Origin of the sequence: Citrobacter sp. U14242 (assembly GCF_046555775.1) — a bacterium.
Classification (GTDB): domain Bacteria; phylum Pseudomonadota; class Gammaproteobacteria; order Enterobacterales; family Enterobacteriaceae; genus Citrobacter.
Genome location: NZ_JBKGLW010000009.1, coordinates 81,238 through 93,275 on the forward strand (window position 1 = coordinate 81,238; position 12,038 = coordinate 93,275).

10 protein-coding genes are annotated in these 12,038 nt (G+C 53.2%); 9 read left to right on the forward strand and 1 reads right to left on the reverse strand.

Annotated elements, in window-relative coordinates; genetic code table 11:
* Positions 1-10: 10 nt before the first annotated feature.
* From tar to flhe, 9 genes are all read left to right on the forward strand, one after another.
* Positions 11-1,672, forward strand: coding sequence for a methyl-accepting chemotaxis protein II (gene tar, locus ACLJXE_RS16115; protein ID WP_410751384.1), 1,662 nt, complete (start codon positions 11-13; stop codon positions 1,670-1,672).
* A 43-nt stretch (positions 1,673-1,715) separates the two neighbouring features.
* Positions 1,716-3,317, forward strand: a complete 1,602-nt coding sequence (gene tap / locus ACLJXE_RS16120) for a methyl-accepting chemotaxis protein IV (protein ID WP_410751385.1) — start codon at positions 1,716-1,718, stop codon at positions 3,315-3,317.
* Positions 3,318-3,336: 19 nt separating this feature from the next.
* Positions 3,337-4,203: a protein-glutamate O-methyltransferase CheR gene (gene cheR / locus ACLJXE_RS16125; RefSeq protein WP_286629275.1), complete on the forward strand. Its 867-nt coding sequence runs from the start codon at positions 3,337-3,339 to the stop codon at positions 4,201-4,203.
* Positions 4,200-5,249 carry a chemotaxis response regulator protein-glutamate methylesterase gene (locus ACLJXE_RS16130; protein WP_005127683.1) on the forward strand — a complete coding sequence of 350 codons (1,050 nt, stop codon included), beginning with the start codon at positions 4,200-4,202 and terminating at the stop codon, positions 5,247-5,249. Before cheR ends, ACLJXE_RS16130 begins: the two co-directional genes overlap by 4 nt.
* 17 nt (positions 5,250-5,266) lie before the next feature.
* Positions 5,267-5,656 carry a chemotaxis response regulator CheY gene (gene cheY, locus ACLJXE_RS16135; protein ID WP_005127682.1) on the forward strand — a complete coding sequence of 130 codons (390 nt, stop codon included), beginning with the start codon at positions 5,267-5,269 and terminating at the stop codon, positions 5,654-5,656.
* A gap of 10 nt (positions 5,657-5,666) precedes the next feature.
* Entirely contained in the window at positions 5,667-6,311 is a 645-nt protein-coding gene (cheZ, locus tag ACLJXE_RS16140) for a protein phosphatase CheZ (protein ID WP_286629325.1), read from the forward strand.
* Positions 6,312-6,479: 168 nt separating this feature from the next.
* Entirely contained in the window at positions 6,480-7,631 is a 1,152-nt protein-coding gene (gene flhB, locus ACLJXE_RS16145) for a flagellar biosynthesis protein FlhB (RefSeq protein WP_286629277.1), read from the forward strand.
* Complete coding sequence (flhA, locus tag ACLJXE_RS16150; protein ID WP_202038384.1) at positions 7,624-9,702, forward strand: flagellar biosynthesis protein FlhA; 2,079 nt, start codon at positions 7,624-7,626, stop codon at positions 9,700-9,702. Before flhB ends, flhA begins: the two co-directional genes overlap by 8 nt.
* Entirely contained in the window at positions 9,702-10,094 is a 393-nt protein-coding gene (flhe, locus tag ACLJXE_RS16155; RefSeq protein WP_137381557.1) for a flagellar protein FlhE, read from the forward strand. Before flhA ends, flhe begins: the two co-directional genes overlap by 1 nt.
* 12 nt (positions 10,095-10,106) lie before the next feature.
* On the opposite strand, the gene mrdA is transcribed toward flhe, so the two are convergent.
* Complete coding sequence (mrdA, locus tag ACLJXE_RS16160) at positions 10,107-11,975, reverse strand: penicillin-binding protein 2 (protein ID WP_410751386.1); 1,869 nt, start codon at positions 11,973-11,975, stop codon at positions 10,107-10,109.
* Between the last annotated feature and the right edge of the window lie 63 nt (positions 11,976-12,038).

Below are 12,038 nucleotides of genomic sequence, written 5' to 3' on the forward strand. Positions count from 1 at the left end.
AAGGTGCCTTATGTTTAACCGTATCCGCGTTGTCACAATGCTGATGATGGTGCTGGGGGTTTTCGCACTGCTACAGCTTGTTTCCGGTGGTCTGTTGTTTTCTTCATTGCAGCAGAATCAGCAAAGTTTTGTTATTTCTAACGATCTACGACAGCAGCAAAGTGAACTCACCTCAACATGGGACTTGATGCTGCAAACACGCATCAATTTGAGTCGTTCCTCTGCGCGCATGATGATGGATGCGTCCAACCAGCAGAGCAGCGCGAAGAACGATCTGCTTAAGAATGCGAAAACGTCGCTGGCGCAAGCCGAAACGCATTACGCTAATTTCAAAAAAATCACGCCGTTGCCTGATGTGACGGATGCCAGCGGCAACGTCGATGCAAAATATCAGCAGTACCATGCGGCCCTGGTGGAACTCATTCAGTTCCTTGAAAACGGCAACATGGATGCATTTTTTGCACAACCCACTCAGGGCATGCAAAACGCCCTCGGTGAAGCGTTAGGTAAATATGCAGATGTTAGCGAGAAACTCTACCGACAAGCCTTTGATCAAAGCGCAAGCGATTACCACTTTGCCCAATGGCAACTCGGCATTCTGGCTGTCGTGCTGGTACTGATTCTGGTAGTGGTGTGGTATGGCATCCGTCATGCCTTGCTGAACCCGCTGTCCCGCGTCATTGCGCATATCCGTGAAATTGCCAGCGGTAACTTAACTGCAACTCTGGCTGTAAGCGGTCGTAATGAAATTGGCGAACTGGCCAGCACGGTCGATCATATGCAGCGTTCGCTGACCGAAACGGTAACCCTGGTGCGCGAAGGTTCGGATGCGATTTATTCCGGTACCAGTGAAATTGCCAGCGGTAACACCGATCTTTCATCCCGTACTGAACAACAGGCTTCCGCGCTGGAAGAAACAGCAGCCAGCATGGAACAGTTGACGGCTACCGTGAAGCAAAATGCGGACAATGCACGTCAGGCCTCTCAACTGGCGAAAAGCGCCTCTGATACCGCACAACATGGCGGCAAAGTGGTTGATAGCGTTGTGAATACCATGCACGAAATCGCCGATAGTTCGAAGAAAATTGCCGACATTATTAGCGTTATTGATGGCATTGCATTCCAGACAAACATTCTTGCGTTGAATGCGGCGGTAGAAGCTGCGCGTGCCGGTGAACAAGGCCGTGGTTTTGCCGTCGTTGCCGGTGAAGTGCGTAACCTGGCAAGCCGCAGTGCGCAGGCAGCAAAAGAGATTAAAGCGCTAATTGAAGATTCTGTATCGCGGGTGGATACCGGTTCTGTATTGGTAGAAAGCGCCGGGGAAACCATGCATGACATCGTTAATGCGGTCACGCGTGTGACCGACATCATGGGGGAAATCGCCTCGGCATCCGATGAACAAAGTCGAGGAATAGATCAGGTTGCGCTCGCGGTGTCTGAAATGGACCGGGTAACGCAACAGAACGCCTCACTGGTGCAGGAGTCGGCTGCCGCCGCTGCCGCGCTCGAGGAGCAGGCCAGTCGCCTGACCCAGTCGGTATCGACATTCCGCCTCGCGTCGCGTCCTTCATCATCAAAGATGCGAGAAACACGACTACCTGCAACAGCGACTCCGGCGTCACAATCGCGCCAGCTAGCCACCGAACAAGATACGCATTGGGAAACATTTTGACTGACAGCTAAACCGCGGCCTGCGCCGCCTGATGGGAGCGTTGATGTTTAATCGTATTCGAATTTCGACCACGCTGTTTTTGATTTTAATCCTCTGTGGTGTTTTGCAGATTGGCAGTAATGGCTTGTCCTTCTGGGCATTTCGGGATGGTTTTCAGAACCTGAACCAGGTCGAACAGAGTAATCAGCAACGCGCTGCGCTGGCGCAAACCCGCGCTGTGTTATTACAGGCCAGTACTGCACTGAATAAAGCAGGAACGCTGACAGCTTTGAGCTATCCGCCAGAGGATATCAAAGCGCTGATGACGATTGCACAGGACAGCCTGGCCCAGTCCGAATTGGTGTTTAAACGCTTTATGGCGACGACAGAGACGGCAGAAGAGGAGAAGGCGCTGCAAAGCGCAACCGCGAAAAGTTTCAGTCAATGGCATAGCGATCTGGTTCACCAGGCAACCTGGCTGGAAAATAATCAGCTGTCGGATTTTTTGACCGCGCCGGTACAGGCTTCACAGGATGCCTTTGATGCAAATTTTACGGCGTGGCAGAACAACATCAACCAGGTATTGCAAAGAGCAGAGGACCACAGCCAGCGTAGTTACCATATGTCTGGAGTGATTTTCGCCACCATGCTGGTACTGGCGGCGCTATTAACGACAGCAGCGCTGTACTGGTCGCGCAAAATGATTGTGCAGCCACTGGCTATCATCGGTAGCCACTTCGACAGCATTGCGGCGGGTAATCTGGCGCGACCGATAGCGGTATATGGCCGTAATGAGATTTCAGCCATTTTTGCCAGCCTGAAAGCGATGCAACAGGCACTGCGTGAGACGGTCAGTGAGGTGCGCCAGGGGAGCTCGGCAATGCATACCGGGATCGCGGAAATTGCGATGGGTAATAACGACCTGTCCTCGCGAACTGAACAGCAGGCGGCATCGCTGGCGCAAACGGCAGCCAGTATGGAACAGCTTACCGCCACCGTCGGGCAAAATGCGGATAACGCGCGACAAGCCTCGGGCATTGCCAAAAGTGCAGCCGATACAGCGCATAAAGGAGGGGAACAGACAGCAAAGGTTGCCAGCACGATGCATGAGATTTCTGCCAGCTCGCAGAAGATAGGTGACATCACCAGTGTGATTGACAGTATCGCCTTCCAGACCAACATCCTGGCGTTAAACGCCGCGGTAGAAGCTGCCCGTGCCGGTGAGCAGGGCCGCGGTTTCGCCGTGGTTGCCGGAGAGGTCCGCAATCTGGCAAGCCGTAGCGCGCAGGCGGCGAAAGAAATTAAAGGACTGATCGAAGAGTCCGTCACCCGCGTTCACCAGGGATCGCAACTGGTGGATATGGCGGCGCGCACGATGACGGAGATTGTTAGCTCGGTTACCCGGGTTAACGACATCATGGGAGAGATTGCCTCGGCCTCCGATGAACAACGCAGAGGCATTGAGCAGGTGGCGCAAGCCGTCAGCCAGATGGATTCTGTCACACAGCAGAACGCCGGACTGGTGGAAGAAGCGGCAGCCGCCACTGAGCAGTTAGCTACCCAGGCAGATAATCTTTCCGCCTGTGTCGCGTTTTTTAAGCTTGAAGAGCAAACCGTAACACAACAAGAATTGGCGCAGCCGCAGGTTGTGCCCGTTGTATCCTGAATGTGATTGAGAAGGCGCTATGACATCATCTCTGCCCTCCGGGCAAACGTCATTATTGTTACAGATGACACAGCGCCTCGCGCTGTCTGACGCGCATTTTCGTCGGATATGTCAATTAATCTACCAGCGCGCGGGGATCGTGCTGGCCGACCACAAGCGGGACATGGTCTATAACCGCCTGGTTCGTCGGTTGCGTACCCTGGGACTGGATGATTTTGGTCGCTATCTCAGCATGCTGGAAGCCAACCAGAGCAGTGCTGAGTGGCAGGCTTTTATTAACTCCCTGACCACCAACCTGACCGCTTTTTTTCGCGAAGGGCATCACTTTCCGGTGCTGTCTGACCACGCCCGTCGACGCAGCGGTGAATATCGCGTCTGGAGCGCGGCAGCATCTACCGGAGAAGAACCTTACAGTATTGCGATTACGTTGGCCGATACCCTGGGTATGACGCCGGGTCGCTGGCGCGTTTTTGCCAGCGACATCGATACTGAGGTGTTGGAAAAGGCAAGAAGCGGTATTTACCGTCTTGACGAACTAAAAACGTTGTCGCCACAGCAGCTGCAACGCTATTTCATGCGCGGTACCGGGCCTCATGAAGGGCTGGTACGCGTACGGCAAGAACTGGCAAGCCATGTTGAATTTTCCAGCGTGAATTTACTGGACAAAAAATACAACGTGCCAGGCCCGTTTGACGCCATTTTCTGTCGTAACGTCATGATCTATTTTGACAAAACGACTCAGCAGGACATTTTGCACCGTTTTGTTCCACTCCTTAAACCTGACGGACTGCTGTTTGCCGGTCATTCAGAAAACTTTAGCAACCTCGTGCGCGAGTTTAGCCTGCGCGGGCAGACGGTGTATGCGCTAGGTAAGGATAAAGCATGAGTAAAATCAGGGTACTGTCGGTTGATGATTCTGCATTGATGCGTCAAATCATGACCGAAATTATTAACAGCCACAGCGATATGGAGATGGTTGCGACAGCGCCTGATCCTTTGGTTGCGCGGGATCTCATCAAAAAATTTAATCCCGACGTTCTGACACTGGATGTTGAAATGCCGCGCATGGACGGCCTCGATTTTCTTGAAAAGCTGATGCGTCTGCGTCCGATGCCCGTGGTGATGGTCTCTTCACTTACTGGTAAAGGTTCTGAGGTCACGCTGCGGGCCCTGGAACTGGGGGCGATTGACTTTGTTACCAAGCCTCAGTTGGGGATCCGCGAAGGAATGCTGGCATATAGCGAGATGATTGCGGAGAAAATCCGCACTGCATCACGCGCAAAGCTGGCCGCCCACAAACCCACGGCAGCGCCAGCGACATTGAAGGCGGGGCCGTTACTCAGTTCGGAAAAACTGCTGGTCATCGGCGCATCAACCGGAGGAACAGAGGCAATTCGTCATGTACTCCAGCCATTGCCGCTTTCAAGTCCCGGTATTCTTATTACCCAGCATATGCCGCCAGGATTTACCCGTTCGTTCGCCGAACGCCTGAACAAACTGTGTCAGATAACCGTGAAAGAGGCAGAAGACGGAGAACGTGTGCTACCAGGGCATGCGTATATCGCCCCTGGCGACAAGCATATGGAACTGGCGCGTAGCGGGGCGAACTACCAGATTAAAATTCATGATGGTCCGCCGGTTAACCGGCATCGGCCTTCAGTGGATGTGCTGTTTCATTCGGTGGCGAAACATGCGGGGCGCAATGCCGTTGGGGTGATCCTGACGGGTATGGGCAACGATGGGGCCGCCGGAATGTTAGCGATGAACCAGGCTGGCGCCTGGACCATTGCGCAAAACGAAGCAAGTTGTGTGGTGTTCGGCATGCCGCGCGAGGCCATCAATATGGGTGGTGTAAGCGAAGTGGTCGATCTTAGCCAGGTAAGCCAGCAAATGCTGGCGAAAATCAGTGCCGGACAGGCAATACGTATTTGAATCAGGAGTTTATTTTTATGGCGGATAAAGAGCTTAGGTTTTTGGTTGTGGATGACTTTTCCACCATGCGTCGCATTGTGCGTAACCTGCTGAAGGAACTGGGGTTCAACAACGTTGAAGAAGCTGAAGATGGCGTGGACGCGTTGAACAAACTGCAGGCAGGGGGATTCGGGTTTGTGATTTCCGACTGGAACATGCCTAACATGGACGGCCTTGAACTGCTGAAAACCATTCGTGCTGACGGCAGTATGTCTGCTCTGCCAGTGCTGATGGTGACGGCAGAAGCGAAGAAAGAAAACATTATCGCGGCAGCACAGGCGGGTGCCAGTGGTTATGTTGTAAAACCGTTTACCGCGGCGACGCTGGAAGAAAAACTCAATAAGATCTTTGAGAAACTGGGCATGTGAGGATGTGATGATGATGCAACCACAAATTAAACCTGTTGACGAACACTCAGCAGGGGACATCATTGCGCGCATCGGTAGTTTAACCCGAATGCTGCGCGACAGCCTGCGTGAACTGGGGCTGGATCAGGCCATTGCCGAAGCGGCGGAAGCCATTCCCGACGCGCGCGATCGCCTGGACTACGTTGTACAAATGACTGCACAGGCGGCAGAGCGTGCACTGAACAGCGTAGAAGCTTCACAGCCACACCAGGATGCCATGGAAAAAGGGGCAAAAAACCTGACCAAACGCTGGGATGAATGGTTCGAAAATCCGATTGAACTGTCCGATGCCCGTGAACTGGTCACTGATACCCGCCAGTTCCTTGGTGATGTCCCCGGTCATACCAGCTTTACCAATGCCCAATTGCTGGACATCATGATGGCGCAGGATTTCCAGGATCTCACCGGTCAGGTTATCAAGCGCATGATGGATGTTATCCAGGAGATTGAGCGTCAACTGCTGATGGTGCTGCTGGAAAACATTCCGGAGCAGGGTGCCCGACCAAAACGCGAGAACGAAAGTTTGCTGAATGGTCCGCAGGTTGACACCTCAAAAGCTGGTGTAGTGGCAAGCCAGGATCAGGTCGACGACCTGCTGGATAGCCTCGGTTTCTGATGTGGATTTGCCGGATGCGGAAGGAAACTTCTCATCCGGCTTACATGTTATTCATCGGCAATTGGCGTTAAAGCCATAAATCCCGTCTTTTTTACCGCTTACTCTTCCCATTGTTGCATGTCTGTTCTGGCATCATTCACGCCTATATCTCTACCCAGGGTCTGATGCGTGGCAGAAGAAAGCGACGACGACAAAACAGAAGCCCCCACACCCCACCGACTTGAAAAAGCACGGGAAGAAGGGCAGATACCCCGATCCAAGGAGCTAACCTCACTGCTTATTTTGCTGGTGGGTGTGTGCGTTATCTGGATTGGTGGGGAGTCGCTCGCCCGTCGGTTGGCAGGCATGCTGTCAACCGGATTACGCTTTGACCACAGTATGGTCAATGACCCTAACCTGATCCTGAGTCAAATCATTCTGTTGATTAAAGACGCCATGATTGCGCTGTTACCGCTGATAACAGGCGTGGTGCTGGTGGCCTTGATCTCCCCGGTGATGCTTGGCGGCTTGATCTTCAGTGGTAAATCGCTGCAACCCAAATTCTCAAAGCTGAATCCGCTGCCGGGTATTAAGCGTATGTTCTCGGCGCAAACCGGGGCGGAACTGCTTAAAGCCATATTGAAATCCACGTTGGTGGGTAGCGTGGCGGGATTCTATCTCTGGCATAACTGGCCAGAGATGATGCGCCTGATGGCCGAATCCCCGATTACGGCGATGGGTAATGCGCTGGATTTAGTCGGTATGTGCGCATTACTGGTGGTGCTTGGCGTCATTCCGATGGTGGGGTTTGACGTCTTTTTCCAGATTTATAGCCATGTGAAAAAACTGCGGATGTCGCGTCAGGATATCCGTGACGAATTTAAACAAAGCGAAGGTGATCCGCACGTTAAGGGCAAAATTCGCCAGATGCAGCGTGCGGCCGCACAGCGCCGCATGATGGCAGATGTGCCGAAGGCGGATGTTATTGTGACCAACCCTACGCACTATTCGGTTGCCTTGCAGTACGACGAAAACAAGATGAGCGCGCCAAAAGTTGTGGCTAAAGGGGCCGGACTGGTGGCATTGCGTATTCGGGAGATTGGCGCGGAGCACCGAGTCCCAACGTTAGAAGCTCCGCCGCTGGCTCGTGCGTTATATCGCCATGCTGAGATCGGTCAGCAAATACCTGGCCAATTGTATGCCGCCGTTGCCGAAGTGTTGGCATGGGTATGGCAGCTAAAACGCTGGCGTCTGGCTGGCGGTACGCCGCCACCACAACCTGGAAACCTTCCGGTGCCTGAAGCACTGGATTTTATGAACGAGAAGAATACTGATGGCTAATCTGGTCGCGATGCTGCGTCTGCCCGGCAACCTGAAATCCACGCAATGGCAAATTCTTGCCGGGCCGATCCTCATTCTGCTGATCCTGTCGATGATGGTGTTGCCGCTTCCGGCCTTCATCCTCGATTTACTGTTCACCTTTAACATTGCGCTGTCGATCATGGTGCTGTTGGTGGCGATGTTCACTCAGCGCACGCTTGAATTCGCCGCATTCCCAACGATTCTGCTGTTCACCACCTTGTTGCGCCTGGCTCTGAACGTCGCGTCAACGCGTATCATATTGATGGAAGGGCATACAGGTGCAGCGGCGGCAGGTAAGGTGGTGGAAGCCTTTGGTCACTTCCTGGTCGGCGGTAACTTTGCCATCGGTATCGTGGTCTTCGTCATTCTCGTCATCATTAACTTTATGGTTATCACCAAAGGTGCGGGGCGTATCGCTGAAGTGGGTGCGCGCTTTGTGCTGGACGGGATGCCGGGTAAACAGATGGCGATTGACGCCGATCTGAATGCGGGATTGATTGGTGAAGATGAAGCCAAAAAACGCCGTTCTGAAGTGACGCAGGAAGCCGATTTTTACGGCTCCATGGACGGTGCGAGTAAATTTGTTCGTGGGGATGCCATCGCCGGTATTCTGATCATGGTCATCAACGTGGTTGGCGGCTTGCTGGTTGGGGTGTTGCAGCACGGTATGAGCATGGGCAGCGCGGCAGAAAGCTATACCCTGCTGACCATCGGTGACGGGCTGGTAGCACAGATCCCTGCGCTGGTTATCTCAACGGCGGCGGGGGTTATCGTCACCCGCGTGAGTACCGATCAGGACGTGGGTGAACAGATGGTCACCCAGCTGTTCAGCAACCCACGCGTGATGCTGCTTAGTGCGGCGGTCCTCGGTTTACTGGGGCTGGTACCGGGAATGCCAAACCTGGTGTTTCTGATGTTTACCGCGGCATTGCTGGGGCTGGCCTGGTGGATGCGCGGACGCGAGCAAAAAGCACCCGAAGAAGCTCAGCCGGTGAAAATGCCGGAAAATAACTCGGTGGTAGAAGCGACGTGGAGTGATGTACAGCTGGAAGATACGCTGGGAATGGAGGTCGGATATCGTCTGATTCCGATGGTGGACTTCCAACAGGACGGCGAATTGCTGGGGCGTATTCGCAGCATTCGTAAGAAATTTGCCCAGGATATGGGGTTTCTGCCGCCAGTGGTACACATTCGCGACAATATGGATCTGCAACCTGCCCGCTATCGTATTCTGATGAAAGGGGTCGAGATTGGTAGTGGCGATGCCTACCCAGGACGTTGGCTGGCTATCAATCCTGGTACCGCGGCCGGATCGCTGCCTGGGGAGAAAACGGTTGATCCTGCTTTTGGTCTGGATGCTATTTGGATTGAAAGTGCGCTAAAAGAGCAGGCGCAAATTCAGGGCTTCACCGTTGTTGAAGCCAGTACGGTGGTTGCCACACATCTGAACCATCTGATTGGCCAGTTTGCCGCGGAGCTGTTTGGTCGCCAGGAGGCGCAGCAGCTGTTGGATCGTGTTTCACAAGAGATGCCAAAACTGACAGAAGATCTGGTGCCGGGAGTGGTCACGCTGACCACTCTGCACAAAGTGCTGCAGAACCTGTTGGATGAAAAAGTCCCTATTCGTGATATGCGCACCATTCTTGAAACGTTGGCGGAACATGCCCCGTTACAGAACGATCCGCATGAACTCACCGCAGTGGTGCGTGTGGCGCTTGGGCGGGCGATTACTCAGCAGTGGTTCCCCGGTAACGAAGAAGTTCAGGTTATCGGACTCGATACACCGCTTGAGCGCCTGTTGTTGCAAGCGTTACAGGGCGGTGGGGGCCTTGAACCTGGTCTGGCAGACCGGTTGCTGGCACAGACGCAGGAAGCGCTGTCTCGTCAGGAAATGTTGGGTGCGCCGCCAGTATTGCTGGTGAATCACGCGCTGCGACCTCTCCTGGCGCGTTTTTTACGCCGCAGTATTCCGCAGTTGGTGGTGTTGTCGAATATGGAGCTTTCCGATAACCGCCATATCCGTATGACCGCGACCATTGGAGGTAAATAATGCGCAAATTTCTTTGGCTGTTGCTTTTCCCACTGGCTGTACAGGCTGCCGGGGAAGGGACATGGCAGGCAAGCGGTATGGGGATTACCTTAAATTATCGTGGGGAGTCGGCTTCATCTTCGCCTTTGGTTCCCAGCCAGCCCGTTTCAGGCCTGATGACGCTGGTCGCCTGGCGCTATGAATTAAATGGGCCTACGCCTGCGGGGTTACGTGTGCGCTTATGCTCTCAGTCCCGTTGTGTTGAACTGGATGGACAAAGCGGTACCACCAATGGCTTTAATAGCGTCCCTGCGATTGAGCCAATGCACTTTGTCTGGGAAGTGCCTGGTGGCGGTCGCCTGATCCCTGCCTTGCAGGTTCAGAGCAATCAGGTGATTGTGAACTATCGCTAGTATTCCGGAGGCTTAACCCTGCACTGGTTGTGTGGCACTACTCTGCGGCACAAACAGATGATCCATAATCTGTCGCATGACCGGCGCGGCGGTAACCCCGTCGCTGCCGCCGTTTTCCAGAATCAATGCGATGGCGACTTTTGGATTCTTATACGGCGCAAATGCGGTATAGAACACGTGGTCGCGCAGTCGTATCGGAATCATTTTCGCATTATAGGTCTGATTTTCTTTCAGGCTAAAGACCTGTGATGTGCCACTTTTCGCGGCAATACCGTAGGGCGCGGTGTGGAAGAATTTGTAACCCGTGCCATTCGGTTCATTCGCCATGCCAAACATCGCCTGACGCACCAGTCCCCAATAGGGTGATGAAGCAGAAGCAATTTGTGTTGATGCTTCGGGAGCCTGATACGGCGTGATGGCTTTTCCGCTCTCTTCATCCTGTAGCAGGTGAGGGGCAATAACTTTCCCATTGTTAATCAGTGCTACCATCGCTTTTACCATCTGAATCGGCGTGGCAATCCAGTAACCCTGACCGATGCCGACCGAAATGGTGTCTCCCTGGTACCAGGCTTTTTTATGCACCCGCTGTTTCCAGTCGCGGCTTGGCAGCAGGCCGTTGTACTCTTCATCAAGATCGATACCGGTAGGTTTGCCGTAGCCAAACTGGCTAAGCATGTTGTTAATACGGTCGATCCCCATCATGTACGCCACCTGATAGAAGAACGTATCCGCTGATTCTTCAATGGCTTTGGTCACATCCAGCATGCCGTGTCCTGTTTTTTTCCAGTCGCGGTAATGTCGTTCGGTGCCGGGAAGTGTCCATGTCGGGGCGCCAAAGAAGTGGGTTTGTGGTGTGATCACCCCGTTTAATAAAGCTGACATCGCCATGTACGGTTTTACCGTTGAGGCAGGCGGATATAACCCCTGCGTGACACGGTTAATTAACGGCAGATCTTTATCCTGCAACAGGGCGTTGTAATCCTGGTAGCTGATGCCTTTTACAAACGGGTTCGGATCGTAGCTGGGGTTTGAGACCATTGCCAGCACGGAGCCATCATGGGGATCTTCAACCAGCACTGCGGCGCGTTGACCCACCAGCAGGCTTTCAATGTATTCCTGCAAGTGCAAATCCAGCGTCAGATGGATATCTTTTCCGGCGACAGGAGGGACGTCTTTAATCAAACGTACAATACGCCCGTGATTATCAACTTCGACTTCCTGATAACCCGTTTTGCCGTGCAGGTCATTTTCGTAGTAGTGCTCAATGCCCTGCTTACCAATGTTGTGGTCGGCGGCGTAGTTCTCTGCCAGCCCTTTTTTATCCAATGCTCTCAGATCGCTATCGTTGATTTTTGATACGTAGCCAAGTACATGTGCCAGCTCCGCCCCATAAGGATACTGGCGATCTTCGTAGCTATTGATGGTCACGCCGCTGAAATGGAACTGGTTCACAGAAAAACGGGCAATTTCTACATCGGTCAGCGCATTTTTAAGTACTACCGGGCGATAGCGGCTACTGGCCTTCAGCTCATGGCGAAACTGGTCAATATCATCTGGCGTGAGGTCAACAATCGGCGTGAGTTGCTTCAGCAGGGCTTCCATATCGCTGATTTTATATGGCGTCACAGAAATGTCGTACCAGGTGACATTTCGTACCAACGGGATACCGTTGCGATCATAAATGATACCGCGTGTTGGGGCGACGGGCAGCATTTTGATGTCGTTTGCATCCGATCGGGTGGTGTAATACTGGTGTTGGCGGATTTGTAAGTTATAGAGGTTATAAATCAGGATGCCAAAACAGATGACGACCAGGCCAAAGGCCACCATTACACGCCGCTGGAAAAGTTTTTCTTCCGCCTCAAAATCTCTGAATGTCATTGACCCGTACCCGATTAATTCGCCGCCTAATGATACGGAGGCGTAAACGGGATGACAGGCAAA

Coding starts and splice junctions, on each gene's coding strand:
- tar (WP_410751384.1), top strand. CDS start 11: ATGTTTAACCGTATCCGCGTTGTCACAATGCTGATGATGGTGCTGGGG.
- tap (WP_410751385.1), top strand. CDS start 1,716: ATGTTTAATCGTATTCGAATTTCGACCACGCTGTTTTTGATTTTAATC.
- cheR (WP_286629275.1), top strand. CDS start 3,337: ATGACATCATCTCTGCCCTCCGGGCAAACGTCATTATTGTTACAGATG.
- ACLJXE_RS16130 (WP_005127683.1), top strand. CDS start 4,200: ATGAGTAAAATCAGGGTACTGTCGGTTGATGATTCTGCATTGATGCGT.
- cheY (WP_005127682.1), top strand. CDS start 5,267: ATGGCGGATAAAGAGCTTAGGTTTTTGGTTGTGGATGACTTTTCCACC.
- cheZ (WP_286629325.1), top strand. CDS start 5,667: ATGATGCAACCACAAATTAAACCTGTTGACGAACACTCAGCAGGGGAC.
- flhA (WP_202038384.1), top strand. CDS start 7,624: ATGGCTAATCTGGTCGCGATGCTGCGTCTGCCCGGCAACCTGAAATCC.
- flhe (WP_137381557.1), top strand. CDS start 9,702: ATGCGCAAATTTCTTTGGCTGTTGCTTTTCCCACTGGCTGTACAGGCT.
- mrdA (WP_410751386.1), bottom strand. CDS start 11,975: ATGACATTCAGAGATTTTGAGGCGGAAGAAAAACTTTTCCAGCGGCGT.